This window comes from Streptomyces sp. NPDC107575 (assembly GCF_055657265.1).
On record NZ_JBVKBG010000004.1, the window covers coordinates 1,053,020 to 1,077,901 of the forward strand.

Here is a 24,882-nt window from a genome sequence, read left to right on the forward strand (position 1 = left end):
GTAGTTACGCGGCGGCCCGGCGGAAGCCGCGTGTGCCGACCGTCACGGCGAGCGTCGCGAAGGCGAGCGCGACCAGCACCCCGTAGAGCATGTTCGCCGTCGCGTAGTGACCGACGTACGCGTCCCGCATCGCGTCCACGAGATAGCGCAGCGGCATGACGTGCGAGAGCCCGTCCAGCCAGCCGGGTGCGAGCGCCATCGGCAGCATCAGGCCCGAGAGCAGCATCGACGGCATGGTGACCGCGTTGATGACGGGCCCGAACTCCTGCGGCGTACGGGCCTTGAAGGCGAGCGCGTACGACAGGGAGGCGAGGGACACCGTCAGGAGTGCCACGAAGGCGAAGCCGATCAGGATTCCGCCGAGCGGCGCCCGCAGGCCCATCACGAGCGCGGCGAGTACGAGCAGCACGGCCTGGAAGAGGAACAGCGCGGTGTCCCGCAGGACGCGGCCGAGCAGCAGCGCGAGCCGGCTGACCGGCGTCACCCGCATCCGCTCCACCACGCCGTAGTTCTTCTCGATGATGATCCCGAAACCGCAGAACGCGGCTCCGAAGAGCCCGAGTTGCAGCAGCAGGCCCGGCACCAGGATCTGCCAGGAGCTGCCGCCGGTGCCCAGCGGGAGCTCGGTGAGCAGCGGCCCGAAGAACAGCAGGTACAGCAGCGGCATGAGGATGCCGAAGAGCATCTGGAAGCGGGAGGAGAGAGTCTGACGGGCGTAGCGCCCGAAGATGATCCGCGTATCGGAGGCAAGGGTTCTCATCGCGCTCACACCGCCACCGGGGTCGTGTCCACGGGTGCCGGGCCGCGCCCGGTGATGGCCAGGAACGTGTCCTGGAGCGTCGCGTCGATCGACCCGCCGTGCGCCAGCTTGAGCGCGCTCGGCGTGCCCTCGGCGGCCACGACTCCCTTGTCCACCACGACGATCCGCTCCGCGAGGGCGTCCGCCTCGTCGAGGTAGTGCGTGGTCAGCAGGACGGTCGTGCCGTGCTCGGTGCGCAGCCGGCGGACCAGGTCCCACAGGTCGGCGCGGCTGCCCGGGTCGAGGCCGGTCGTCGGCTCGTCGAGGAAGAGCACCTGGGGGCGGTGCACGAGCCCCATCGCGATGTCGAGGCGGCGCCGCTGCCCACCGGAGAGCGCGGCGGTCTTTCGTCCCAGGAGGTCGGTGAGGCCGAGATCCGCCGCCAGTTCCTCGGCGCGCGCGGCCGCCCGCGGCTTCGGCAGCCGGTACAGGCGGCCCTGCGTGACCAGTTCCTCGCGCACGGAGACGTTCGGGTCGACGCCGCCGGACTGGGCGACGTAACCGACCGCACGCCGCACCCCCGCCGGGTCGCCCGCGAGGTCGTGCCCCGCGACGGTGGCCACGCCACCGGTCGGCGCGAGCAGCGTGGTGAGCATCCGCAGGGTGGTGGTCTTGCCCGCGCCGTTGGGGCCGAGGAGGCCGAGGATCTCGCCCGGTTCGACGCGCAGGTCGATACCGCGGACCGCTTCCACCGGTCCTTGTTTCGTCTGGAAGGTCCGGGCGAGCCCGGACGCGCTGATGACTGCCATGCGAGCCAGAAAAACAGAGTCGCTGAAATTTTGCAACGTCCCCAAAATTTCAGCGAGGCCAGCGAACCCGTAGAATCGGCGCATGGCAGAAGGGCTCAGGGAGCGGAAGAAGCGGCAGACCAGGCAGTACATCTCGGACGTGGCGACCGGCCTGTTCCTGGAGCGCGGCTTCGACGCGGTGACCGTCGCGGAGATCGCGGACGCGGCGAACGTCTCCGTGAACACCGTCTACAACTACTTCCCGGCGAAGGAGGACCTGTTCCTCGACCGGGCCTCCGGGGTCGTCGACCGGATGTCCCGCTGGGTGCGCGGCCGGGGCCCGGGGGAGTCCGCTGCCGCCGCCGTGCTGCGGGAACTGCGTGAGGAGGTCGAGTCGGTCTCGCCGCGTGTCGGGCTCATGGACGGCTACAGCGACTTCATGCGCGTCGTGCACGCCGCGCCCGCCCTGCGTTCCCGGCTGTGGGCCATCCAGCAGGAGGTGCGCGACAACCTCGTGGCGACGCTCCGCGAGGAGACCCGCGCCGCCGAGGCCGACCCGCTGCCGGACCTGATCGCGGGTCAGATCGACTGGGTCCACCAGACCGTCATGGCGGAGATCGGACGCCGGATGCTCGCGGGCGGGGCGCCCGCGGAGGTGTCGCGCGAGATGCTCGACGTGCTCGACGAGATCGAGGAACTTCTGAGCGCGAAGGTGCTCAACTACGCCGTGCGTGACGCCTGATGGGCACGGATGATCGATCACTGATCCGTACCAGTGTGATGTCCGTCATTCGAGACGTGACGCGCATCTCTTAGCTGTCACACGGCCGCTCACGGGCGCTAGTGTCCGCCGAAGAGCAAGTAAAAAGCGGTTAAGCGGTCGCGCGGGACACGCGGTTAGGGGACGTACGTGGCAAGGAAGCTCGCCGTCATCGGGGCCGGCCTCATGGGGTCGGGCATCGCGCAGGTCTCCGCCCAGGCGGGCTGGGACGTCGTCCTGCGCGACGTCACCGACGAGGCGCTCGCGCGAGGCACCGACGGGATCAAGGCCTCGTACGAGAAGTTCGTGGGCAAGGGGAAGCTCGACGCCGCCGACGCCGAGGCCGCGCTCGGCCGCATCACCGCGACCACCGACCTGGACGCGGCGGCCGACGCGGACGTCGTCGTCGAGGCCGTCTTCGAGAAGCTCGAGGTCAAGCACGAGATCTTCCGCGCGCTCGACAAGATCGTGCGGGACGACACCGTGCTCGCCTCGAACACCTCGGCCATCCCGATCACCAAGATCGCGGCGGCCACCGCCCACCCGGAGCGCGTCGTCGGCGCGCACTTCTTCTCGCCCGTGCCGATGATGCAGCTGTGCGAGCTCGTGCGCGGCTACAAGACGAGCGACGAAACCCTTGCCACCGCCCGCGAGTTCGCCGAGTCCGTCGGCAAGACCTGCATCGTGGTGAACAGGGACGTCGCCGGGTTCGTGACGACCCGTCTCATCTCCGCCCTCGTCGTCGAGGCCGCGAAGCTGTACGAGTCGGGGGTCGCCACCGCCGAGGACATCGACATCGCCTGCAAGCTGGGCTTCGGGCACGCGATGGGGCCGCTCGCCACCGCGGACCTGACGGGCGTCGACATCCTGCTGCACGCGACGGAGAACATCTACACCGAGTCGCAGGACGAGAAGTTCGCGCCGCCGGAGCTGATGCGCCGGATGGTGGACGCCGGTGACATCGGCCGCAAGAGCGGGCAGGGCTTCTACAAGCACGCTTGATCGCACAGCTGATGCCATGTCACCCCTCGGGGTGAATTCGGTATCGGTTCGCTTACAGACGGCAACTTTCGGCCCCCGCGGCCCGTCAGTTGCAGTGACATACCCAGATCACCCGGATCACATGACCAGCTGAGTACCGGCTCAGAAGCACTGAAGCAGTCGCGTACTCCGACCATTCTGAATTTCCCACGGGGAGCGCATATGTACATCAGGGGCGACCACGTCGAGCTGGTCGTCGGGGGCCGCCTCGACGTCCGCAGCGCGGCGGACGCCCGTTCGGTCCTGCACACCGCCGTCGACGACGGAATCGGCGACCTGGTGCTCGACCTGTCCGAACTCGACTCCTGGGACGCGACCGGCCTCGGCGTCATCATGGGCGCCCACCGCCGCGCGGGCCGCTGCGGACGCCGGCTCGTGCTGCGCCGCGTGCCGCCCCAGATGCAACGCCTGCTCGTCGCCACCAGACTGCACCGGATCCTCGCCATCGAGGGCGGCATCGGCGTGGAGTCCCTGCCCCGCGTCTGAGGCGGAAGGCCGCGCGCGGGGCCGGAGTTGTGCGGTTGAAACGGAAGGTATGGCCCCGGAAGGGGTGAACCCGTCATTCCGGCGGGAACCGCCGACAATCCTCACGAGACTGTGACGTCTCCGGCGGCGCGGTACCTCCCGGCTTCGTAGATACTGAGCCAAGCGACAGCGCGGTGCGCACAGGCCGGGAGGGGCAAGCGGCACACCACGCTTTTGGGGGGCTTTGACGATGGACCCGACGAACCGGGGACCGGAAGATTCCAGCCAGGAACGGCACGAAGGGACGACAGGGGGCAGCGGGGGACGACAGCGTCCGCCCCGCGACCCTCTGACACCCGATTACGGCCAGCCCGCACCCGCGCTCGCCCGCACCGTGCAACTCGTCTCGGGCGACCACCTGCTGACCGTCAATCCCGTCGACGGCAGTGAGATCGAACCCTGCCCGCCCGGAGAGCGCCCGGGCCGGCCCGTCAAGCACGACGCCACGGAGCGCGCGGCACTCGCCCGCGCCGCCCGGCCACCGCTGCCTCCGGGGCCCGCACAGCCCCAACTGCCGCTCCTGGAGCGCCAGGAAGAGCGCGAGCGCCTGGTGCGGCTCCTGGCGCGCGGCCGCTCCGTGCGGCTCACGGGGCCCGCGGGATCCGGGCGCACAGCGCTGCTCGACCAGATCGCCGAGGACTGCGCCGACATCGCGCCCGACGGCGTCGTCCGGCTCTGCGGCCACCGGCGCTCCGTCGACGACCTGCTGTACGAGCTGTTCGGCGCGGTCCACAAGGCGCCGCTGCACCGCCCCGACCGCGCGCTGCTGCTCGAACTCGTCCACGAGATCGGCGCCGTCGTCGTCCTCGACGACCTCGAGTTCGGCGCCGCCGCGCTCGACGAACTCCTCGAAGCGACGCCCGAGTGCGCCTTCCTGCTGTCCGCGACGCCGGACGTGCCCGCGCCGTCGGCCGACTCGCACGTCGAGGAGGTCTTCCTTGCGGGGCTCGGGCGCGGCGGCGGCCAGGAACTCCTGGAGCGGTCCGTCGGCCGGGTGCTCACCGACGAGGAGGCGCAGTGGGCCGCCGACCTCTGGTTCGAGTCCGAGGGTCTGCCGCTGAGGTTCGTCCAGGCGGGCGCCCTGCTCCGGCAGCGCGACCAGCTCCGCGCCGACCCCGAGGCCTTCGACGCGTTCGGGTACTACGAGGGCCCGGGCGCGGCCCCCGTGGACGCGCCCTTCGACACCGCCGACGGGCACGACGTGCCGCTGCCCGCGCTCGCCGAGGCCGCGGCGCCCGCCGCGCTGCTCGCGTCCCGGCTCGGCGCGTCCGCGCGCGCCACCCTGGAGTTCGCGGTCGCGCTCGGCGGCGAGATCCCGCACCAGGCGCATCTGCCGGCGCTCGTCGGTGACACGCACGCCGACGCGGCCCTCGCCGAACTCGTCTCCTGCGCGCTCGTCACTCCGGCCGGCGGCCGCTACCGCCTCGCGGCCGGAGTACGCCGCCAGCTGGAGGCCGCGGGCTACGGCACCGACGCCGCCGGCCGCGGCAGCACCGCCGCCCAGCACTACGCCTGGTGGGCCGCGCACCCGTCGGTGGGACCCGAGCGGGTCGTCGCGGAGGCCGACGCGGTACTGGCCGCGCTCGCCGCGACGACGGCGCTCGAGTCCTCCGTGGAGCTGGCCCGCGCGGCCGCGCCCGCCTTCGCCGCCGGGCTCGCCTGGGGCGCGTGGGAGCGCGCCCTCAGGGCCGGCCTCGAATCGGCGCGTGCCACGGGCGAGGTGGCCGAAGAGGCGTACTTCCACCACGAGTTGGGCATCCTCGCGCTCCTCGGCGGGCAGCTCGACCGGGCCCGCGTCGAGCTGGAGGCCTCCATCGCGCTGCGCGGCGCCGTCGCCGACAAGCGCGGCACGATCGCCGGGCGCAGGGCCCTCGCCCTGGTCGCCGACCTTTCGGGCGTCGCGCTCCCCGGCGGGAGCACGGCGGCGGGGGAGGAGATCCCGGAGGCGATGTACGAGGAGTCGGCCTCGCCGCCCGGCGGAGTCCCCGCGTACGCGCAGTCCGAGGCGCCGCCCGAGCCCGACACCCTGGTGACCCGTCAGCCGGCACCGCCCGCTCCGCCCGCCCCGACCGTCCTCGGCACCAAGGCGCCCTCGCGCAGGTCGGTGGCCGGTGGCGCCCGGCGGAACATGGTGGCGGCGGGCGCGGGTGCGCTGCTCGCGGCGGTGCTCGGCACGGTCGTCACGCTCGGCGCCACGTCGGGCAACGACGACCCGCCGTCGGACAAGGTCGACACGAAACCGTCGGCGACGGCGGGGGAGAACGGCGGGGACCTCGGCGCCGACAAGGCGGGCGGCGGCGACGGCCGGACGAGCGCGGCGCCGACCGACCCCGGCGAGGACGGCGTCCTGGGCACGGAGGACGACCCGACTCCGTCGACCGGGTCTTCGGGCAAGCCGTCGGACGATCCCAGCGGCTCCAAGTCCCCGGACGACCCGACGAAGTCGCCGTCCAAGTCGCCCACGAAGCCCCCGACGAAATCGCCGACCAAGCAGCCGACGAAGCCGCCCACTTCGCCTCCGACGAAGCCGCCGACCACTCCGCCGACGACGCCACCGACAACCCCTCCGACGACGACCCCGACCACGACCGCGCCGACGACCCCGGACACCTCGGACACGGCAAGCGGCCCGATCACGACGACGCCTGACAAATCAAGCCCCGCCGGCGCTTGAGGCGCGGGGTCCGGGGCAGAGCCCCGAGACGGCAACCGCGCCTCCCGCAACGTCAGACGGTCAGAAGAGGCGCAGCTTGTCGTCCTCGATACCCCGCATCGCGTCATAATCCAGCACGGCGCAACCGATACCCCGGTCCGTCGCGAGAACGCGCGCCTGCGGCTTGATCTCCTGCGCCGCGAAGACACCCCGCACCGGGGCGAGGTGCGGATCCCGGTTCAACAGCTCCAGGTAGCGGGTGAGTTGCTCGACGCCGTCGATCTCGCCGCGGCGCTTGATCTCGACGGCCACGGTCTGCCCGTCGGCGTCCCGGCACAGGATGTCGACCGGGCCGATCGCCGTCATGTACTCGCGGCGGATGAGCGTGTAGCCCTCGCCGAGCGTGTCGATGCGGTCGGCGAGCAGCTCCTGGAGGTGGGCCTCGACGCCGTCCTTGATGAGGCCGGGGTCCACGCCGAGCTCGTGCGAGGAGTCGTGGAGGATCTCCTCCATCGTGATGATGAGCTTCTCGCCCGCCTTGTTGACGACGGTCCACTTGCCCTCGTCGTCCCCGGTGCCCTCCTTCAAGGTGCAGGGCGGCGACATCCAGTTGAGGGGCTTGTAGGCCCGGTCGTCCGCATGGATCGAGACACTGCCGTCCGCCTTCACGAGGATGAGGCGGGGTGCCGACGGGAGGTGGGCGGTGAGCCGGCCCGCGTAATCCACGGAGCAACGGGCGATGACGAGACGCATGGTCGGCAACGCTACTCGAACCCCACGGCTCCACGCACTTCGCCCACCCGTCTCCCACCACCGCCCTACCCGAGCCCCTGCGGGGCACCCCTTTAATTCCAGTAAGCACGCGTTCGCCATTGGCCGGTTGTGTACGAACGAATACCCCTACGCCCTGTTGCGGTTCGGACACGTTCCCTACCGTAGAAGACAGGAGGTCGCGGCGCGTGCACGCTGCGTGTTCCACGGGCCGTGCGTGCCGAGGACTTCTGCCCTGTCCGTATGCCCCCGCTCCCCGGGGGTGCGAGAGGAGAACCCATGTCGCTCGACGTCTCACCGGCACTGTTGGATCAGGCCGAGCGAGGCGAGGTTGACGAAAAGGACTTCGTCGACTGCGTCCGGACCTCCCTGCCTTACGCATGGGAGATGATCAGCTCCCTGGTGGCTCAGCTGAAGGTCGACGGCGGAGCGTTCGCCGACAACCAGACGCCGCCCCCGGACGAGCAGGCACGTGGACAGCTTCTGCGTGCGCTCGCGAGTGACGCGATACGTGGGGCGCTGCAGCGGCACTTCGGTGTCCGCCTCGCGTTCCAGAACTGCCACCGGGTCGCGGTGTTCCCGCAGGACCCGTCGGTGGACGAGACGCTCGCCCGCTTCACCTCGGCACGCAATCAGCTGCTCAACCAGTCACCGGAACTGCGTGACTGCTGAGGGTTGAGGGCGTAACAGCCTTTGCCTGTCGGCCCGTACGCGGGAGGTGCATCTGTACGGGCCGGCAGGCGCCGAGGCGAAGTGCCCACCAGGTCAGTCGAGTTGCGGCAGTACCTCGGCTCCCAGGCGCCGAACGTTCTCCTCCGTCGCCGTGAGATCTCCCGAACCCTCGACGAGCAGCGCGAAGCGGGTGATCCCCGTCCGCTCCGACGTGGCCGCGAGCCGGTCCGCGCACAGCTGCGGGGTGCCGACCGGATGCAGGGAGCACAGCAGCTCCGTGTACGCATGCGGGTCGCGCATCGACCGCGCCCTGCCGTCGACCGTCACATGGGCGTCAAGCCCCTGCTTCAGCCAGCCCGGCATCGCCTTCAGGAGTGTCTCCGCGGCCTCCGACTCGCTGTCACCGATCTGGGCGACACCGGCGGACACGTGCTCCGCCGCGTAGCTCTCCTCGACCGAGCGCCCGGCCTCGCGCGCGCAGCGCCGCCACAGGGCGACCATCTCCGCCTTCTCCTCGTCCCCGATGTGCATGCCGAGCAGCATCGGCAGGCCCCGCTCGGCGGCGAGCCGCACGCTCTTCGGCGACGTACAGGCAACGATCACTTCCGGCCCTTCCCTGCCGACCCCGTCGAGCGCCTCGGCCGGGCGCGGCACGACCGGGACCTCGCGGAAGGCGAAGCGCTCGCCCGCGCCCCCGACGTGCTCGTCCCGCAGCCACTTGAGGAGCAGGTCGAGGGATTCCGGGAACCCCTTCTCGTACGCCTCGATGCCGGATCCGAAGACCTCCAGGTCGACCCAGGGGCCGCCGCGGCCGACGCCGAGCGAGAACCGGCCGCCGGATGTGACGTGCAGCAATGCCGCCTGCTCGCCGAGGGCGACCGGGTGCGCGGTCGGCAGCACGCTCACCGCCGTGCCCACCCGCAGCGTGTTCGTGCGGCCGAGCAGCAGCGCGGCCAGGGTCACGGCCGAGGGGCACGTCCCGTACGGCACGAAGTGGTGCTCGGCGAGCCACACCGAGTCCAGGCCCGCCTCCTCGGCGACCTCTGCGGACCGCACCGCGCGATGCAGCGCCTCTCCCTGCCCCTGGCCCGGAAACTGGGCCGCCAGTACAAACGTCCCTACACGCATCGCACTCCTGCCTTCCTTGGCGCCGACGCGGGCACTCCCCCTGAAGGCAATAACGGTTGGCAAGTGCCAAAGACACGGCCTACCAAGAAGATTGGCGGATTTTCCGGCAAGTCTTGACGAGGCCCCCTCGACGTGACGGTCTTCGGGTACCCCCTGCCCTTCGGCGTAGGCTGGACACGACCTCCAGCTCCGTTCACACATCCCGAGGTGAGACGTGTCTCCGCGCCGCAACCGTCCGAAGGCAGGCGGATCGTCCAGCAGCAGCGCATCCGCCGGCGGCGGGGACGAAGGGCGGCGCTACGGCGGGTTCCAGTCCACGGAGAGCTGGCAGGGCGAGGAGTGGAGCGTGCGCCACGTGGCGGGCGCGAGCGCGGCCGGGAAGACGTACCGCTGCCCCGGCTGCGACCAGCAGATCGCCTCCGGGGTCGCCCATGTCGTGGCCTGGCCCGAGTACGGGGGAGTGGACGACCGGCGGCACTGGCACAAGGCGTGCTGGAACGCGAAGGACCGCCGCACCACGAAGGTGCAGCGGTCCAGGAACGCGCCGCGGTACTGAGCCCGGCCGGTACGGCTACACGTCGCGGTTGTTGATCGACAGGAACGCGCCGCCGAGCGCCACCGCGGTGATCCCCGCCATGATCCACAGCGGCTCCCAGCCGGTGGGCCCGGAACTGCCGGTCACGGACTGGTCGTAGAGCACGGCGAGCTGGCTGGGGACCGAGTACTCGAGCAGGGCCTGCTGGAGGTCCTTGAGCGACTCCGCGAACATGAAGATCGCCATGACCAGCGGCAGCAGCACGACGCCGACCATGATGGTGATCGCGCCCGCCGAGTGCCGCACCAGCGTGCCGACGGCCAGGCCCAGCAGGCCGAGCAGCGCGACGAACAGGCCGACGCCGAACGTCGTCTTGACCCAGGCGCCGCCGCTCGGCGAGTCCGAGCCGACGATCCCCACCTGGAGCGCGCCGACGAGCGCGGCGAACACCGTGGTCAGCACCGTGACGAGGACGAAGAAGACGATCGCCTTGGCGGTGAGCACCCGGCTCCGGCTGGAACACGCCGTCATCGTCGTACGGATCATTCCGGTGCCGTACTCGGAGGCGATGGTCAGGACGCCGAGGGTCATCACGCAGATCGTGCCGAGCAGCGTGCCGAAGAAGCCGAGGCTGAGCACCTGGCCGCTGTCCGGCGTCGGGCCGTCGTCGGAGGCGACCACGGCGGCGGAGGCCAGGCCGAGGCCGACCATGAGCACGATCATCACGCCCAGCGTCCACATCGTGGAGCGCACGGAACGGATCTTCGTCCACTCCGAGGCCAGCGCGTCGCCGAGGTGCGCCTTGCGGACCGGGATGGGCGAGGCGTACGAGGCGCCGGGGGCGGCGAGGGGCGGGGGCGGCGTGCTCATCGGGCGTCCTTGTCCATCGGCGGGGCGGTCGGGGCCGGTGCGGCGGGTGGCGCCGGAGCGACGGGCGGGGCCGGCGGGGTCGCGTACGGGTTCTGCTCCGCGACGGGCGGCTGAACCGGCGGCTGGACCGGGGCCTGGCCCGGCTGAACCGGGGCCTGGGGCGGCGGCGGGGCGTACCAGCCCGGCTGGCCCTGCCCCGGCACCGGCATCTGGCCGGGCGGCACCGCGCCGGGCGGCAGCGGCTCGTGCAGGCCCGCGCGCTGGTCGGCGGTCGAGCGGTAGTCGACGGCACCCTGCGTCATCCGCATGTACGCCTCCTCCAGCGAGGCCTGGTGCGGCGACAGCTCCCACAGCCGTACGTCCGCGCCGTGCGCCAGATCGCTGATGCGCGGCAGCGGCAGGCCGGTGACCCGGAGGCCGCCGTCCTGCTCAGGCAGCACCTGGCCGCCCGCCTCGGTCAGCGCGGCCGTCAGCTTCTCGCGCTGCTGGGACTCGCTGTCGGGGGTGCGCACGCGCGCGAAGCCGGCGGAGTTGTGCGCGATGAAGTCCCGCACGCTCATGTCGGCGAGCAGCTGCCCGCGCCCGATCACGATCAGGTGCTCGGCGGTCAGCGCCATCTCGCTCATCAGGTGCGAGGAGACGAAGACCGTGCGCCCCTCGGAGGCGAGCGTCTTCATCAGGTTCCTGACCCAGAGGATGCCCTCGGGGTCGAGCCCGTTGACCGGCTCGTCGAAGAGCAGCACCTGCGGGTCGCCGAGCAGCGCGGCGGCGATGCCGAGCCGCTGCCCCATGCCGAGCGAGAACCCGTTGGAACGCCGCTTCGCGACCTCCTGGAGGCCGACGACGCCGAGCACCTCGTCCACCCGGCGGGCCGGGATGCCGGAGAGCTGGGCCAGGCTCAGCAGATGGCTGCGGGCGGTCCTGCCGCCGTGCACGGCCTTCGCGTCGAGCAGCGCACCCACCTGGCGCGGCGCGTTCGGGAGCTTGTTGTACGGGTAGCCCCCGATGGTCACATGACCGGCGGTCGGCTGGTCGAGGCCGAGGATCATGCGCATCGTCGTGGACTTGCCCGAGCCGTTCGGCCCGAGGAACCCGGTCACGGTCCCCGGCCGCACCTGGAAGGAAAGGTTGTACACGGCTGTCTTCGCGCCGTAGCGCTTCGTCAGGCCGACTGCCTCGATCATTCTCCGCACCCATCGGAAGGTTCTGAGAGTTTCAGGACGTCGGGGCAGACGCCCCCGTAAGGGTTAGGAGCGTATACGCGAGCTGACGGTTCCGGCCAAGAGTGAGCAAAGCGTCAGGCGGGGCCGGAGGGGATGGTTCCGGCGGCGCGCAGGATTCGGGTGCCCTCCTCGCGCACGGCGGGGGACGCGGCGGCCCGCCGCACCCAGTCCCGCGGGGCGGGCCCGAGCAGCGCGGACAGCTCCGCGGAGGCCGCCATGAGCGCGCTCAGGAGGCCCGCCTGGTCGCCGCCGCCGGGGCGCGGGGCACCGGTGTCCGGGTCGACGAGGACGCCGTGCTCGCCCACGTACATCTGCAGACCCGGCACGGGGGCGTCGGGGACGGCGACCCTGCGGTAGTTCGGCAGCTCGGTGGCGTCGACGGCCTTGAGCTGCGCGTCGTCGAGCCAGGACACGACGAGGGTGCGCGCGGCCCGCGGGTCCGGGTAGGGGGCGGCCGCCACGTAACCGTTCCGCCCGATGTGCGCGGAGCAGCCGACGCCGATGCCGCGCATGGGCAGCGGCACCATCGGCACGGCGACCGGGAGACCGAGCTTCCGCAGCTTGTACGCGACCTGGGCGGGGGCCGCGTTGGAGCCGACGGCGAGGACGGGGGCGCGGTCCGCGGTCCAGCGCGGCAGTTCGCGCTCCACGTCGAGGTCGAGGAGTTCGTCGCCGCGCAGCAGGGCAGGGGCGGTGACCGGGCGTCCGGGGTAGCTGAGGGGCGTGAGGGCGGGGACGGTGTCGTAGCCGAGCGAGACGAGGGTGCGGCCGGGGTCGATGAGCGCCATGGTGCCGCAGGCTAGGGCAGGCGCCCGGGCCCCGCCTAAGCGTCCCGCTTCTTCAGCAGCACGTATCCGACGATCAGCGCCACCGCGACCCACACCAGCAGGATTCCGAGCCCGCCCCACGGCCCGTACGGCGCGTCGTCGCTCGGCGGGTCCACCACCTGCATGATCTTCAGGCCCGCCTGGTCGGGGAAGTACTGGGCGACCTTCTTCGTGGCCGAGACGCTGCCGAGGATCGGCGAGACCAGGAAGAAGAACGGCATCAGGATGCCGAGCGAGAGCATGGGGGAGCGGAGCATCGCCGCGACGCCCATCGAGAACATCGTCAGGAGCGTCATGTAGACGGCGGCGCCGAGGACCGCGCGCAGCACGTTCGGGGCGCCCAGGTCCGTGCCGTGGTCGCCGAGCATCAGCTGGCCGAGGAAGAACGACGCGAAGCTGATCACCAGCGCGACGACGAGCGCGAGCAGCGCGGCGACCAGGATCTTGGAGAAGAGGAACGTGCCGCGCTGCGGGACCGCCGCGAGCGAGGTGCGGATCATGCCGGTGCTGTACTCGCTCGCGACCACGAGGACCCCGAAGACCAGCATCGCGAGCTGGCCGAGGGTGAGGCCGGAGAAGGAGATGAAGGTCGGGTCGAAGGTCAGCTTGTCCCCGGTCGACATCTTGTCGAACTCGTTGTTGGTGAGCGCGCTGATCAGCATGCCGAGTCCGACGGAGACGAGCACCGCGAGGCCGAGCGTGAAGGCCGTCGAGTTCACCGATTTGATCTTGGTCCACTCGGAGCGGAGGACCTGGGCCGCGGCCATCTCAGGCGCCCTTCTCTTGGTTCCAGCTCGAACCCCAGCCCGATTGCTGCGGGTTCTGTGGGGTCTGGGGCGGCTGCGGGTCCTGCGGGGTCGGCTGCTCCGGAGCGGCCGAGTGCGCGTGGTACTCCACCGACTCCGCGGTCAGCTGCATGAACGCCTCTTCGAGGGAGGCCTGCTGCGGGCTCAGCTCGTGCAGGACGAGCTGGTTCCGCGCGGCGAGCTCACCGAGCTCCTCTGCGGGATGGCCGTCGACCTCGAGGGCGCCACCGGACTCCACGACCGTGATGCCGGAGCGGTGCAGCACGTCGAGCAGGCGCTCGCGCTGCGGGGAGCGCAGCCGGACGTACGAGCGCGAGTTCTTCCGGATGAAGTCCGGCATCGACATGTCGGCGAGGAGGCGGCCCTGCCCGATCACCACCAGGTGGTCGGCGGTGAGCGCCATTTCGCTCATCAGGTGGGAGGAGACGAAGACCGTGCGGCCCGCGGCGGCGAGGGACTTCATCAGGTTGCGGATCCAGTGGATGCCCTCGGGGTCGAGCCCGTTGACCGGCTCGTCGAACATCAGGATCTGCGGGTCGCCGAGCAGCGCGCCCGCGATGCCGAGGCGCTGGCCCATGCCGAGGGAGAAGCCCTTCGCCTTCTTGCGGGACACCGCCGTGAGGCCGACCGTGTCGAGCACCTCGTGCACGCGGTTCTTGGGGATGCCGTTGGACTGCGCCAGGCACAGGAGGTGGTTGTAGGCGCTGCGGCCGCCGTGCATCGCCTTCGCGTCGAGCAGGGCGCCGATGTAGCGCAGGGGGTCCTTCAGCTGGGCGTAGTGCTTGCCGTCGATCCGGACGTCGCCCGCCGTCGGGTTGTCGAGGCCGAGCATCATCCGCATCGTGGTGGACTTGCCCGCGCCGTTCGGGCCGAGGAATCCGGTGACGATTCCTGGCCGGACGGAGAAGGTGAGGTCGTCCACGGCGGTCTTTTCGCCGTAGCGCTTGGTCAGCCCCGAGAGCTCGATCATGCGGCCACGCTAAATCGTGACAAAGCGGGCGGCCACTCCGGTGGGGCGGGATCCGGGTGCACCCGGCGCCGTGGCTCGGCTCACGGGGCTCCGCCCCGGACCCCGCTGCTCAATCGCCGCAGGGGCTTGAAAGGCACAGCGAGACGCCCCCCGCGGCGCCTGGAGAACCCAGGGCCTGCGAGGGGCGGCACATAGCGCGTGGCTACCGGGACTGCTGCGCCGGCACTCCGCGGGTGACCGGCTCGTCCTCTGCCGGGGCGCCCGCGGCGGCGACCGCCGCACCGGTGAGGGTGGCCAGCATCTCGCGGACGTTCGTCAGCTGCGCGTTGATCGAGTCGCGGCGGTTGGTGAGGGCCGCCAGCTCCCGCTCGGATTCGCTGCGGATACGGTCCGCCTTCGCGTTCGCGTCCGCGACGATGTCCTCGGCCTGACGCTGCGCCGTCTCCACCGTCTGACGGGCGCGACGCTCGGCGTCCGTGCGCAGCTTCTCGGCCTCCAGGCGGAGCTGCTCCGCGCGGTGCTCGATCTCGGCGAGGCGCTTCTCGGCCTTGGCCTGACGCGAGGCCAGGTCGCGCTCCGACTGCTCGCGGCGCTTGGCCAGGTTCGTCTCGAAGTCGGCGGCGGCCTGGGCGGCCTTGGCGCGCGTCTCCTCGAAGAGGGCGTCCGCCTCCTCGCGCTTGGACTGCGCGTCCTTTTGCGCCTCGGTGCGCAGCGCGGTGGCCTCGCCCTTGGCCTTCTCGACGATCCGAACGCCCTCGTCCTCGGCCTTGGACTTGCGCTCGGCGGCGAACGACTCCGCGTCGTTGCGCACCTGCTGGGCCGCGGACTCGGCGAGCTCCCGGTGCTGCTCGGCGGCCCTGCGGGCCTCTTCGCGCAGGTCCTTGGCCTCCTCCTCGGCGAGGCGGAGGATCTTCTCGACGCGCGCGCCGAGGCCGGCGTACGACGGCTCCGCGTCGTTCACCTGCGCCTGGGCGTTCTGCGTCTCGAGGTGGAGTTCCTCGATGCGCTTTTCCAGAGCAGTGATACGGGCAAGAGCGCTGTCACGGTCGGAGACGAGCTTGGAGATCCGTTCGTCCACCTGAGCGCGGTCGTACCCACGCCGCACAAGCTCGAAGCCGTAGGGGGAAGTGTCGCTCATGGGGTTCCTGTCGAATGAGACCGGTGAGGTGATAGTGGGAATCCTAGGGGGCGCAGCGGCGTGTCATCGGGCAGATGTCGGATTGATCAGCCTTCAGCTCTAGAATGACCCCCCTTTTGAGTGGCGTAGGGACGGACTGCTTGCCAGAACAGGGCCAAACGTCCTTGGCGAGCACGGTAGTTGACCGAAAGGCTAGCCCTCCGAGCCCTTGCCACTCGAACGTGTGGCCCCCGCTGCGGCTCCCGCCTTGACGCCGCCGTCCTTGTTGCCCCCGCCGGACGGAGCCTCAAAACTCTCCAACGCCTCCAGTACGTCCTGGACACGGGAGATCTCGGCATTGATGTCCTCGCGGCGCCTGACCAGCACGTCGAGATCCCGCTGTCCCTTCTCGATCATGGCGGTGGCCTCCTGCTCGGCGTCCGCCTTGATCTTGTCGGCCTCGCGGGACAGCTCGGCCTTCTTCTGCTCGGCCTCCTTGAGGAGCCCCTCGGCCTTCTTCACGGCGGCGATCCGGACCTTGCCGGCCTCCGAATCCGCGTCGTTCAGCACCTCCTTGGCCTTGGCCTGCGCCTCGGAGAGCTGCTCCTCGGCGGCCTTGACCAGGGCGTCGCAGCGCTCGCCCGCGCTCTTCATCGCCTCGGCCGACTCGCGGCGGGCGTGCTCGTGCAGCTCCTCGATCTCGGCCGTGATCCGGTCGCGCAGCTCCTCGGCGCGCTCCCTGATCTGCGTCGCGTCCCTGCGGGCGCCGACGAGCAGCTCGTCCGCGTCCGTACGGGCCTTCTCCACGATCGAGTTGCCCTCGACGGTCGACTCGGCGACGAGGCGCTCGGCCTCCGTGCGGGCCGCGCCGACCATCGTGTCGGCCTGCGCCTCGGCGTCGGCGGTCGTCTTCTGCGCCGTCTCCTGCGCCTCGCGGGTCAGCTTGTCGGCCTCGGTCGCGGACTCCGTGATGAGCTTGTCGACCTGCTCGGCGGCCTCCGTGCGCCGCTTGTTGGCGTCCTTGCGGGCCTCGTCCAGCGTGCGCTCGGCCTCCTCGCGCGCGGCGGCCGTGATGCGGTCCGCCTCGGCGGCGGCCTCCGCCTTGACGCGCTCGGATTCGGTGCGGATCCGCTCGGCGTGCTGCTGCGCGGAGGCGACCGTCTCGGCGGCCTCGGCGCGCAGCCGCTCCGCGTCGCCGGACGCGTCCGAGATCAGCTTCTCGGCCTTGGCGACGGCCTCGGTCCGGACGCGCTCGGCCTCGGTCCGCGTCTCGTTGGCCAACTGCTCGGCGGCGGCCGTCGATTCGGCGCGCAGCCGCTCCGCCTCGGTGGTCGCGTCTCCGACGAGCTTCTCGGCCTTCGCCGTGGACTCGGCGGTGAGACGCTCGGCCTCCGCGGTGGCGTCGCCCACCAACTGCTCGGCGCGGGCCGTGGACTCGGAGCGGACCCGCTCCGCCTCCGCGTTGGTCTCCGTCGTCAGACGCTCGGCCTCGGTGGTCGCCTCGGTGATCAGCGTGTCGGCCTGCTCGGCCGCGTCGGAGCGGATCCGGTTGGCGTCCTCGCGGGCGTCGGCGCGGGTGCGCGAGGCGTCCTGGTCGGCGGCCGTGCGCAGGTCGGAGGCCTCCGTGCGGACCTGCTGGGCGTGCTCCGAGGCGTCCGTGCGCAGCCGCTCGGCCTCGGTGAAGGCCTCCGCGACGGTGCGCTCCGCCATCGCCTTGGCGGCCTCCGCCTCGGCGGTGGCCTCGGAACGGACCCGGTTCGCGTCCTCGGTGGCGCGCTCGCGCTCCGCGTAGGCGTCGGAGCGGACCCGGTCGGCCTCCTCCTGCGCCTCCGTCCTCGTACGCTCCGCCGCGTGCTCGGCGGCGCTGCGCAGGCCGGTGATCTCCTCCTGCGCCGCCTCGTGCAGGCCGGCCACGGAGTCGCGCACCTGCTGCGCCGTCTGCTCGGCGGTGGAGACCATCTCGGTCGCCCGCTGGTCCGCCTCCTCGACCAGACGTACGGCCTCGGTCTGCGCCTCCTCGACACGCGCGCGTGCCACGGCGAGCAGCTCCTCGCTCTGCTCGCGGGCCCGCTCGCGCTCCTGCTCGGCCTCCTCGCGCGCGCTGCCGAGCGTCTCCTCGGCCTCGCGGCGGCGCCGGGCCGCCTCCTCCTGGGCGGCGGCCAGCGTCTCCGCGGCCTCCGTGGAGATCCGCTCGGCGGCGGTCTGCGCCTCGGCGCGGATCCGGTCGGCGGACTCCTGCGCCTCCGTCTTGAGCCGCTCGGCCTCCGCGGACGCCTCGGAGGTCAGGCGCACGGCGGCGTTCTCTGCCTCGGAGCGGGTCGTCGAGGCGTCGGCCGCGGCCTCGTTGCGAAGGCGCTCGGCCTCCGTCTCGGCCTGCGCCTGCACCGTGCGCGCGCGCTCCGCGGCGTCCGCCCGCAGGCGCTCCACCTCGTCGGCGGCCTCGCGGCGCAGCGTCTCGCCCTGCTCCCGCGCCTCGTTCAGCGCCGTCTCCGAAGCGGTGAGACGCTCCTCGGCCTCCGTGTGCAGGCGGGTCAGCTCCTCGGCCGCCTCCTCCTGCTTGGCCCGCATCGCCTGCTCGGCCTCGTCCTTGAGCGCCTGCGCCGCGCGCTCCGCCTCGGCCCGGGTGGCCTCCGCCTGCTCCTCGGCCTCGGTGCGGTACCGCTCGGCCTCCGCGCGCGTGCGCTCCAGGGTCTCCTCGGCCTGCTTGCGCAGCGACGTGGCCCGCTCGATGGCCTCCGTGCGGACGCGCTCGCTCTCCGTCGTCGCGGCGGTGCGCAGCTCGTCCGCGTCCGCCTTCGCCTTGGAGAGGAGCTGCTCGGCGGTGCTGGCCGACTCCTCGATCTGCTGGACGGCCTCGCGGCGGGCCTCGGCCCGGATCCGCTCGCCCTCCTCGACGGCCTCGGCCCGCAGCTGCTCGGCCTCGCCGCGCAGGCGCCGCGCCTCCTCCTGGAGCTCGACGGTCTTGGCGCGGTACTCCTTGGTGTCGTCCTTGGCCGCGCCCTTGAGCTCCGCGGCCAGGTCGTGCGCCTCGGCGCGCAGCCGGTCCGCCTCGGTCTCGGCCTCGGTGCGCAGCCGCTCGGCCTCGTCGGCCGCGGCCTTCGTCGTCGCCTTGGCCTCCTCGGAGGCCTTGTTGAGCACGTCCTCCGCGGTGCGCGCGGCCTTCGCGAGCTCGCCCGCGGTCTCCTCGGCGGTGACCGTACGGGCCTTCTCCTTGGCCTCGGCGATCAGCTTCTCGGCCTCGGCGCGCGCGTCGGCGACGACCTGCTCGGCCTCCGACTTCGTGGTCTCCGCGTCCTTGGTGGCCTCCTGGACGAGGCGGGCCACCTGCTCCTTCGCGGTCCGGGTGCGCTGTTCGTTGGTCGACTCCGCGCTCGCGAGCTGCTTGGCCGCGGCGTCCTTGGCCTCCGCGAGCACCTTGTCGGCCTCGGCGCGGGCCTCGCGCAGCGCGGTGTCCGCCTCGGCGATCTTCTGCTCGGCGGCGCGGCTCAGCTCGCCGGAGCGGCGGCGGGCCTGCTCGGACTCCTCGCTCGTCGACGTCCGCAGCTGCTCGGCGTGGTCGGTGGCCTCCTGGGCCTGCGTCGACGCCGCGTTCAGCAGGCGCTCGGCGTCCTGCCGGGCGCGGGCCAGGATCGACTGCGCCTCGGTGCGCGCGTCCTCGGCCTCCGAGGTGAGGCGCTGGCGGGCCTGCTCGGCGACCCGCTCGGCCTCCGCGCGGGCGGCGGCGAGCGCCTGGTCGGCCTCCGCGCGGGACTCGTCGAGGAGGCGCCGGGCCTGCTGCTCGGTGCGGGCGCGCAGCTGCTCGGCCCACTGCACGTTCTCGTTGACGTGCGTCTCGACCGTGCGGCGGCGCTCGGCGAGCTCCTGGTCGAGCTGCTGGCGGCGGTTGACCGCCTCCGTGTGCAGCTCGGACTGGAGCCGGGACTGCTGCTCGGCGTGCTCCTGGAGGATCCGCTGGGTCTGCGCGCGGGCGTCGCGGAGCTCGCGCTCGGCGTCGGCGCGCAGCTGGTCGGCCTGGATCTGCGCGTTCCGCAGGAGCTGCTCGGCCTGGTAGCCGATGTCCGACCCGTCGTAGGCAGGCCGGGACGCGAGGCTGCGGCGCGCCTCGTGCAGCTTGGCGCGCAACACCTCCACCTGGTAGCCGAGGTCCTCGGCGTGCTGGACGGCCTTCTCCCGATCGGTCTTCAGCCGGTCCATCTCGGCTTCGAACCGCGAGAGATGGTCGGTCTCAGCCGGCCGTCGGCCGTCCTGGCTCTCATAGCCCCGCACTGCGCGGTCCCATCCGTCCCCTGGTCGCAAGTTCTTCTTACGAGCCCCGCCCATTCCCGCGAACGGGGCCCCCGGGGAATGGTGTCAGATCGAATTCGCCGGTGCCGTCGGACCGTTCCGGCTGATGCCGTTCCTTACCGACGTGCCCCGACCCTCGTCCCCCGATACCCGGACCCCGGCCCACGACCGGCCGTTGGTGACGGCAGCCGCCCCACAACCCTACCGGCACGGCTATGTGGAGGTCAGTGCTCCGCCGAGTCCTTCGGTGCGGCAGTGACGAGTTCGGTCAGTACGCCGTGGCAGTCCTTGGGGTGCAGGAACGTGATGCGGGAGTCCATCGAGCCGCGCCGGGGCTCGTCGTAGAGGACGCGGACGCCCTTGTTCCTGATGTCCGCGGCGTCCGTGTCGACGTCGGCCGTGCCGAAGGCGATGTGGTGCACACCCTCGCCGTTCTTGGCCAGCCACTTGCCGACGGCGGAGTCCTCGCGGGTGGGTTCGAGCAGCTGGAGGTAGGTGGCGCCCCCGTCGCTCGTCTCGTTGACCTTGAGCATGGCCTCGCGCACGCCCTGCTCCTCGTTGACCTCGGAGTGGTACACCTCGAAGCCGTACGTGGCCCGGTAGAACTCGACGGTCTTGTCGAGGTCGAAGCAGGCGATCCCGATGTGGTCGATTCGCGTCAGCATGCTGTAAGTGCAGCGCGGTTCGAGGTGGTTACGCAACGTGCGCGCGATCACACCTCTGTGGCGATGACGTGCGCCATACCGGTCAGTACATTCGAGTAAACCCTCGTTCACTCCTCACCTCCAAGGGGCCGTGCCTCATGTCAGGAACGACCGGTACCACGTCAGTGATCGTCGCGGGCGCGCGGACGCCCATGGGCCGTCTGCTCGGCTCGCTCAAGTCCTTCTCCGGAGCCGACCTCGGCGGCTTCGCGATCAAGGCCGCCCTCGACCGTGCGGGGATCGGTGGCGACCAGGTGCAGTACGTGATCATGGGCCAGGTGCTGCAGGCCGGGGCAGGGCAGATCCCGGCGCGCCAGGCCGCCGTCAAGGCGGGCATCCCCATGAACGTCCCGGCGCTCACGATCAACAAGGTGTGCCTGTCCGGGCTCGACGCCATCGCGCTCGCCGACCAGCTCGTTCGCGCCGGCGAATTCGACGTGGTCGTGGCCGGTGGCCAGGAGTCCATGACGAACGCGCCGCACCTGCTGCCGAAGTCCCGCGAGGGCTACAAGTACGGCGCGGTCGAGATGCTCGACGCGATGGCGCACGACGGCCTCACCGACGCCTTCGAGAACATCCCGATGGGTGCCTCCACGGAGAAGCACAACACCCGCCTCGGCATCGCCCGCCCCGAGCAGGACGAGGTGGCCGCCCTGTCGCACCAGCGGGCCGCCGCCGCGCAGAAGAACGGCATCTTCGAGGCCGAGATCACGCCCGTCGAGATCCCGCAGCGCAAGGGCGAGCCGGTCGTCTTCAGCAAGGACGAGGGCATCCGCGCGGAGACCACCGCGGAGTCGCTCGGCAAGCTGCGCCCGGCCTTCGCCAAGGACGGCACGATCACCGCCGGCACCTCCTCGCAGATCTCGGACGGGGCCGCCGCGGTCGTCGTCATGAGCAAGGCGAAGGCGCAGGAGCTGGGCCTGGAGTGGATCGCCGAGATCGGCGCGCACGGCAACGTCGCGGGTCCGGACAACTCGTTGCAGTCGCAGCCTTCGAACGCGATCCAGCACGCCCTCAAGAAGGAGGGCATCGCCGCCGAGGACCTCGACCTCATCGAGATCAACGAGGCCTTCGCGGCGGTCGCCGTGCAGTCAATGAAGGACCTCGGCGTGTCCTCGGAAAAGGTGAACGTCAACGGCGGGGCCATCGCCCTGGGTCACCCGATCGGGATGTCCGGCGCGCGCATCGTGCTGCACCTCGCCCTGGAGCTGAAGCGGCGCGGCGGCGGCGTCGGCGCGGCGGCCCTGTGCGGTGGCGGCGGTCAGGGTGACGCGCTGGTCGTGCGGGTACCCAAGGCGTAACGCCCTCGACGGTGAACCCCTTTTCGTACGGGTACGGGAACTGGCGAACGGAGCTGTGATGCAGGACGTCCCCACGTTGGTCGCGCAGGCGAGGGAGGGCAGGCCGCGTGCCGTGGCCCGGCTGATCTCGCTGGTGGAGGGGGCGTCCCCGCAGCTGCGCGACGTCATGGCCGCGCTGGCCCCGCTGACGGGGAACGCGTACGTGGTCGGCCTCACCGGCTCGCCCGGTGTCGGCAAGTCGACCTCCACGTCGGCGCTCGTGAGCGCGTACCGCCGGGCCGGGAAGCGGGTCGGCGTGCTCGCCGTCGACCCGTCGTCGCCGTTCAGCGGCGGCGCGCTCCTCGGCGACCGGGTCCGGATGTCGGAGCACGCGTCCGACCCCGGCGTCTACATCCGCTCGATGGCCACGCGCGGGCACCTGGGCGGCCTCGCCTGGGCGGCCCCGCAGGCGATCCGTGTCCTGGACGCGGCCGGCTGCGACGTGATCCTCGTCGAGACGGTCGGCGTCGGCCAGTCCGAGGTCGAGATCGCCTCGCAGGCCGACACGTCGGTGGTGCTCCTCGCGCCCGGCATGGGTGACGGGATCCAGGCGGCCAAGGCCGGAATCCTGGAGATCGGCGACGTCTACGTGGTCAACAAGGCCGACCGGGACGGGGCCGACGCCACGGCCCGCGAGCTGAACCACATGCTGGGTCTCGGCGAGTCCCGCGCCCCCGGCGACTGGCGCCCCCCGATCGTGAAGACGGTCGCCGCGCGCGGCGAGGGCGTCGACGAGGTCGTCGAGGCGCTGGAGAAGCACCGGGCGTGGATGGAGGAGCACGGCGTGCTCTCCGAGCGCCGCGCGGCGCGGGCGGCCCGTGAGGTCGAGACGATCGCGGTGACGGCGCTGCGCGAGCGGATCGGCGACCTCTCGGGGGACCGGCGGCTCGGCGCGCTGGCCGAGCGCATCGTCGCGGGTGAGCTCGACCCGTACCGGGCGGCCGACCAGCTGGTGGAGGGCCTCACAGGGGCCTGAGCGAGGGCCCGGCCGGGGCGCTCCGGCCGGGATCCCGCGGTCTGTTCTTCCCGTCCGCCCGCTGTTACGGTGCGGCCATGTCATTCCTCCGTGCGTAGAGAACTCCGGTGCTTTCACGGCCCGTTGAGTTCTCCCGCATGCCTTCCTCCGGAGGAAATCCATCATGTACGCCGCCGTGCTGCGGTCCCCGTACGCCCTGTGCACCTTTGGTGCCGCCCTGCTCGGGCGCCTCTCGTACGGGACCGTCGCCCTCTCCCTGATGCTCGCCGTGACCGCCGCCACCGGCTCGTACGCCGTCGCGGGCGCGGTCATGGCGCTGTACGGCGCCGCCAGCGTGCTCCTGTCGCCGCTGCGCGCCCTCTTCATCGACCGGTACGGTCCGCGGCGCGCGCTGCCCCCGATGGCTCTGGCGTACGCGGCGCTGCTCGCGCTCTTCGCCGTGGTGGCCTGGCGCCCCGGGGCGTCCGGGCCGCTGCTCGTGGCCCTCGCCCTGCCGACCGGGGCGCTCACGCCGCCGCTCGGGCCCACCATGCGCACGGTGTGGGGGCGGATGCTGGCGGACGACCGGCGGCTGTTGCAGCGGGCGTACAGCCTCGACGGGGTCGCCGAGGAACTGCTGCTCGTGTGCGGCCCGTTGCTGGTGGGCGTCCTGGTGCTGTGGGCGCCCGCCGCCTTCGGCGTCGCCCTGAGCGCCGGGCTCGTGGCCGTCGGAACGCTCGCCTTCGTCGCCTCGCCCGCGGTGGCGGGGGTGGCCGCGGCGCCCCGGACGTCCGGCCGGCGTCGTACGGGCCTGGGGAAGGCCGCCCGTCGAATCCGGCAGCCAGTGGTCGTGACCCTCGGTGTCGGGGTCGCGCTCGGGGCGGCCGATCTGCTCGTCCTCGCGTTCGCCGAGGAGCGCGGGCGGGGCGGCGCGGCCGCGTGGATCCTGGCCGCGCTCTCGGCCGGCAGCGCGGTGGGCGGACTCGTGAACGGGGCCGTGGACTGGCGGGCGCCCGCGCGCGTCCGGCTCGCGCTCCTGGCGGCCGGGCTCGCGGCGGCGCTCGGGGGTGCGGCGCTCGCGCCGGGGCTCGGCGCGCTCGCGGTGGCGGCGGCGTGCGTGGGCCTGTTCGTGGCGCCGGCCCTGACCACGGCGTACCTGATCGCGGACGAGTCGGTGGACGCGGGCTTCCGTACGCAGGCCGGGGCGTGGGTCAACACGTCCCTGAACGCGGGCTGTTCGGCCGGGACGGCGGGCATCGGCCTCATGGTGGGCCACCTTCCGCTGCCGCTCTGCTTCGCGGCGGCGGCGGTGGCTCCGCTGCTCGTGGCGCTCCCACTGAAGCCCCGCACTTGGACGAGAGCCAGCGGGGTCCGGGGCGGAGCCCCGTGGCCCACGCCCCGGTTCCGGGGAACCGTCAGCGGTGAACGTCAGTCGTCATCGCCGTCGTCGTCCGACGCGTGATCCACGGTCACCGCACCCGACTTGAAGTCCACGTGCCAGTCGTGCTGCGTGCCGTTCGCCGACGTCGTCTCGACCTCCCACACCTTCACCGAGCCGTCGTCGTCGGCGTCCACCGACGTCACCGTGCCCTTCGACGCCGCGGCCTTCGCGGCGTCCTCGGCCGACGTCGACGCGTCCTTCAGGGTCGCCGCGACGCGGGCCGCGCTGTCGTCGCCGTCGTCGTCGCGCTCGGTGTGGGAGCCGAGCACCTTGCCGTTGCCGGGGTCGACATCGACGTGCTGCCACTTGTTGCCGGAGCCGATCACGTCGACCTCCCACACCAGGCGACCGTCGTCGGAGTCGAGGTCGGCACCGACGGCCGTGCCGGGCGTGTGCTTCAGGGCGGCGGCGATGGCGTCCTCGGCGGACACCTTCGCGCCCTTGGCCTCGTTCGCCTCCTCCTGGTTGTCGCTGACGCCGTCGTCGTCCTTCACCTTCACGGACGACTGCCGCGCCGTGTCCGACGAAGACGAACCGGCGCCGTCGTCGCCGGAGACCGCGACCGCGGTGGCCGTGCCCCCGCCCAGCAGGGCGACGACGGCGATGGCGGAGATGACAGTGGAGCGGCGCTTCATGGGGTTCCTCCCGTGGGATGTGGCGGTGTGTCCGACGGGAAACACACTGCCCGGACGCACCTGAAGCCCCGCTGAAGGAGCCTGAAGCCTTCTTCAGG

22 protein-coding genes are annotated in these 24,882 nt (G+C 72.0%); 9 read left to right on the forward strand and 13 right to left on the reverse strand.

The features are described from left to right. Nucleotides 1-4: 4 nt before the first annotated feature. Both ACZ7L4_RS24490 and ACZ7L4_RS24495 read right to left on the reverse strand, forming a co-directional pair. A complete protein-coding gene (locus ACZ7L4_RS24490; protein WP_472105499.1) occupies nucleotides 5-760 on the reverse strand; it encodes an ABC transporter permease in 756 nt (251 codons plus the stop codon). A gap of 5 nt (nucleotides 761-765) precedes the next feature. After that, nucleotides 766-1,548, reverse strand: a complete 783-nt coding sequence (locus tag ACZ7L4_RS24495) for an ABC transporter ATP-binding protein (protein WP_472105501.1) — start codon at nucleotides 1,546-1,548, stop codon at nucleotides 766-768. Between the two features lie 82 nt (nucleotides 1,549-1,630). Between ACZ7L4_RS24495 and ACZ7L4_RS24500 the strand changes: the two genes are divergently transcribed. The 4 genes from ACZ7L4_RS24500 (at nucleotide 1,631) to ACZ7L4_RS24515 (ending at nucleotide 6,527) form a co-directional block, all read left to right on the forward strand. Further along, entirely contained in the window at nucleotides 1,631-2,269 is a 639-nt protein-coding gene (locus ACZ7L4_RS24500) for a TetR/AcrR family transcriptional regulator (protein ID WP_450815389.1), read from the forward strand. A 168-nt stretch (nucleotides 2,270-2,437) separates the two neighbouring features. Continuing rightward, nucleotides 2,438-3,289: a 3-hydroxyacyl-CoA dehydrogenase family protein gene (locus tag ACZ7L4_RS24505; protein ID WP_472105503.1), complete on the forward strand. Its 852-nt coding sequence runs from the start codon at nucleotides 2,438-2,440 to the stop codon at nucleotides 3,287-3,289. A gap of 201 nt (nucleotides 3,290-3,490) precedes the next feature. Then, nucleotides 3,491-3,814, forward strand: coding sequence for an STAS domain-containing protein (locus ACZ7L4_RS24510; RefSeq protein WP_266714147.1), 324 nt, complete (start codon nucleotides 3,491-3,493; stop codon nucleotides 3,812-3,814). A 229-nt stretch (nucleotides 3,815-4,043) separates the two neighbouring features. Beyond that, on the forward strand, nucleotides 4,044-6,527 hold the full coding sequence (locus tag ACZ7L4_RS24515; RefSeq protein WP_472105506.1) for an ATP-binding protein: 2,484 nt from the start codon (nucleotides 4,044-4,046) through the stop codon (nucleotides 6,525-6,527). Nucleotides 6,528-6,587: 60 nt separating this feature from the next. Here ACZ7L4_RS24515 and nucS read toward each other — a convergent pair whose 3' ends face one another. Further along, nucleotides 6,588-7,259: an endonuclease NucS gene (gene nucS, locus ACZ7L4_RS24520; RefSeq protein ID WP_385762562.1), complete on the reverse strand. Its 672-nt coding sequence runs from the start codon at nucleotides 7,257-7,259 to the stop codon at nucleotides 6,588-6,590. 297 nt (nucleotides 7,260-7,556) lie between these two features. On the opposite strand from nucS, the gene ACZ7L4_RS24525 reads away from it, so the two are divergent. Then, the gene (locus tag ACZ7L4_RS24525) at nucleotides 7,557-7,949 is read left to right on the forward strand and encodes an SCO5389 family protein (RefSeq protein ID WP_266714153.1); all 393 of its coding nucleotides are present in this window, start codon (nucleotides 7,557-7,559) and stop codon (nucleotides 7,947-7,949) included. A gap of 93 nt (nucleotides 7,950-8,042) precedes the next feature. On the opposite strand, the gene ACZ7L4_RS24530 is transcribed toward ACZ7L4_RS24525, so the two are convergent. Next, the gene (locus tag ACZ7L4_RS24530; protein WP_472105509.1) at nucleotides 8,043-9,077 is read right to left on the reverse strand and encodes an LLM class flavin-dependent oxidoreductase; all 1,035 of its coding nucleotides are present in this window, start codon (nucleotides 9,075-9,077) and stop codon (nucleotides 8,043-8,045) included. Between the two features lie 214 nt (nucleotides 9,078-9,291). Between ACZ7L4_RS24530 and ACZ7L4_RS24535 the strand changes: the two genes are divergently transcribed. Next, nucleotides 9,292-9,633 (forward strand): ATP/GTP-binding protein, encoded by a 342-nt coding sequence (locus ACZ7L4_RS24535; protein ID WP_399231784.1) that lies wholly within the window; start codon nucleotides 9,292-9,294, stop codon nucleotides 9,631-9,633. Between the two features lie 15 nt (nucleotides 9,634-9,648). Here ACZ7L4_RS24535 and ACZ7L4_RS24540 read toward each other — a convergent pair whose 3' ends face one another. From ACZ7L4_RS24540 to mce, 8 genes are all read right to left on the reverse strand, one after another. Continuing rightward, nucleotides 9,649-10,482: an ABC transporter permease gene (locus ACZ7L4_RS24540; protein WP_472105511.1), complete on the reverse strand. Its 834-nt coding sequence runs from the start codon at nucleotides 10,480-10,482 to the stop codon at nucleotides 9,649-9,651. Beyond that, a complete protein-coding gene (locus tag ACZ7L4_RS24545) occupies nucleotides 10,479-11,666 on the reverse strand; it encodes an ABC transporter ATP-binding protein (RefSeq protein ID WP_472105513.1) in 1,188 nt (395 codons plus the stop codon). The genes ACZ7L4_RS24540 and ACZ7L4_RS24545 overlap by 4 nt, the downstream gene beginning before the upstream one ends. 113 nt (nucleotides 11,667-11,779) lie before the next feature. Next, the gene (locus ACZ7L4_RS24550; RefSeq protein ID WP_472105515.1) at nucleotides 11,780-12,493 is read right to left on the reverse strand and encodes a hypothetical protein; all 714 of its coding nucleotides are present in this window, start codon (nucleotides 12,491-12,493) and stop codon (nucleotides 11,780-11,782) included. Between the two features lie 35 nt (nucleotides 12,494-12,528). Further along, nucleotides 12,529-13,299, reverse strand: a complete 771-nt coding sequence (locus ACZ7L4_RS24555) for an ABC transporter permease (RefSeq protein ID WP_472105517.1) — start codon at nucleotides 13,297-13,299, stop codon at nucleotides 12,529-12,531. A 1-nt stretch (nucleotide 13,300) separates the two neighbouring features. After that, nucleotides 13,301-14,308: an ABC transporter ATP-binding protein gene (locus tag ACZ7L4_RS24560; protein ID WP_472105519.1), complete on the reverse strand. Its 1,008-nt coding sequence runs from the start codon at nucleotides 14,306-14,308 to the stop codon at nucleotides 13,301-13,303. 202 nt (nucleotides 14,309-14,510) lie between these two features. Further along, a complete protein-coding gene (locus ACZ7L4_RS24565; protein ID WP_385762580.1) occupies nucleotides 14,511-15,446 on the reverse strand; it encodes a coiled-coil domain-containing protein in 936 nt (311 codons plus the stop codon). A gap of 192 nt (nucleotides 15,447-15,638) precedes the next feature. Beyond that, a complete protein-coding gene (gene scy, locus ACZ7L4_RS24570; RefSeq protein WP_472105521.1) occupies nucleotides 15,639-19,691 on the reverse strand; it encodes a polarized growth protein Scy in 4,053 nt (1,350 codons plus the stop codon). A 242-nt stretch (nucleotides 19,692-19,933) separates the two neighbouring features. After that, nucleotides 19,934-20,374 (reverse strand): methylmalonyl-CoA epimerase, encoded by a 441-nt coding sequence (mce, locus tag ACZ7L4_RS24575; protein WP_472105523.1) that lies wholly within the window; start codon nucleotides 20,372-20,374, stop codon nucleotides 19,934-19,936. Between the two features lie 137 nt (nucleotides 20,375-20,511). On the opposite strand from mce, the gene ACZ7L4_RS24580 reads away from it, so the two are divergent. From ACZ7L4_RS24580 to ACZ7L4_RS24590, 3 genes are all read left to right on the forward strand, one after another. After that, entirely contained in the window at nucleotides 20,512-21,714 is a 1,203-nt protein-coding gene (locus ACZ7L4_RS24580) for an acetyl-CoA C-acetyltransferase (RefSeq protein WP_385762586.1), read from the forward strand. Nucleotides 21,715-21,772: 58 nt separating this feature from the next. Next, a complete protein-coding gene (gene meaB / locus ACZ7L4_RS24585; RefSeq protein ID WP_385762589.1) occupies nucleotides 21,773-22,729 on the forward strand; it encodes a methylmalonyl Co-A mutase-associated GTPase MeaB in 957 nt (318 codons plus the stop codon). Between the two features lie 163 nt (nucleotides 22,730-22,892). Next, on the forward strand, nucleotides 22,893-24,170 hold the full coding sequence (locus ACZ7L4_RS24590; RefSeq protein ID WP_472105526.1) for an MFS transporter: 1,278 nt from the start codon (nucleotides 22,893-22,895) through the stop codon (nucleotides 24,168-24,170). Here ACZ7L4_RS24590 and ACZ7L4_RS24595 read toward each other — a convergent pair. Beyond that, complete coding sequence (locus ACZ7L4_RS24595) at nucleotides 24,137-24,784, reverse strand: PepSY domain-containing protein (RefSeq protein WP_472105528.1); 648 nt, start codon at nucleotides 24,782-24,784, stop codon at nucleotides 24,137-24,139. The genes ACZ7L4_RS24590 and ACZ7L4_RS24595 overlap by 34 nt on opposite strands. Nucleotides 24,785-24,882 lie beyond the last annotated feature (98 nt).

Bases quoted from the DNA above. Each gene is read 5' to 3' on its own strand.
- ACZ7L4_RS24490 (WP_472105499.1), bottom strand. From the start codon at position 760: ATGAGAACCCTTGCCTCCGATACGCGGATCATCTTCGGGCGCTACGCC.
- ACZ7L4_RS24495 (WP_472105501.1), bottom strand. From the start codon at position 1,548: ATGGCAGTCATCAGCGCGTCCGGGCTCGCCCGGACCTTCCAGACGAAA.
- ACZ7L4_RS24500 (WP_450815389.1), top strand. From the start codon at position 1,631: ATGGCAGAAGGGCTCAGGGAGCGGAAGAAGCGGCAGACCAGGCAGTAC.
- ACZ7L4_RS24510 (WP_266714147.1), top strand. From the start codon at position 3,491: ATGTACATCAGGGGCGACCACGTCGAGCTGGTCGTCGGGGGCCGCCTC.
- ACZ7L4_RS24515 (WP_472105506.1), top strand. From the start codon at position 4,044: ATGGACCCGACGAACCGGGGACCGGAAGATTCCAGCCAGGAACGGCAC.
- nucS (WP_385762562.1), bottom strand. From the start codon at position 7,259: ATGCGTCTCGTCATCGCCCGTTGCTCCGTGGATTACGCGGGCCGGCTC.
- ACZ7L4_RS24525 (WP_266714153.1), top strand. From the start codon at position 7,557: ATGTCGCTCGACGTCTCACCGGCACTGTTGGATCAGGCCGAGCGAGGC.
- ACZ7L4_RS24530 (WP_472105509.1), bottom strand. From the start codon at position 9,077: ATGCGTGTAGGGACGTTTGTACTGGCGGCCCAGTTTCCGGGCCAGGGG.
- ACZ7L4_RS24540 (WP_472105511.1), bottom strand. From the start codon at position 10,482: ATGAGCACGCCGCCCCCGCCCCTCGCCGCCCCCGGCGCCTCGTACGCC.
- ACZ7L4_RS24545 (WP_472105513.1), bottom strand. From the start codon at position 11,666: ATGATCGAGGCAGTCGGCCTGACGAAGCGCTACGGCGCGAAGACAGCC.
- ACZ7L4_RS24550 (WP_472105515.1), bottom strand. From the start codon at position 12,493: ATGGCGCTCATCGACCCCGGCCGCACCCTCGTCTCGCTCGGCTACGAC.
- ACZ7L4_RS24555 (WP_472105517.1), bottom strand. From the start codon at position 13,299: ATGGCCGCGGCCCAGGTCCTCCGCTCCGAGTGGACCAAGATCAAATCG.
- ACZ7L4_RS24560 (WP_472105519.1), bottom strand. From the start codon at position 14,308: ATGATCGAGCTCTCGGGGCTGACCAAGCGCTACGGCGAAAAGACCGCC.
- ACZ7L4_RS24565 (WP_385762580.1), bottom strand. From the start codon at position 15,446: ATGAGCGACACTTCCCCCTACGGCTTCGAGCTTGTGCGGCGTGGGTAC.
- mce (WP_472105523.1), bottom strand. From the start codon at position 20,374: ATGCTGACGCGAATCGACCACATCGGGATCGCCTGCTTCGACCTCGAC.
- ACZ7L4_RS24580 (WP_385762586.1), top strand. From the start codon at position 20,512: ATGTCAGGAACGACCGGTACCACGTCAGTGATCGTCGCGGGCGCGCGG.
- meaB (WP_385762589.1), top strand. From the start codon at position 21,773: ATGCAGGACGTCCCCACGTTGGTCGCGCAGGCGAGGGAGGGCAGGCCG.
- ACZ7L4_RS24590 (WP_472105526.1), top strand. From the start codon at position 22,893: ATGTACGCCGCCGTGCTGCGGTCCCCGTACGCCCTGTGCACCTTTGGT.
- ACZ7L4_RS24595 (WP_472105528.1), bottom strand. From the start codon at position 24,784: ATGAAGCGCCGCTCCACTGTCATCTCCGCCATCGCCGTCGTCGCCCTG.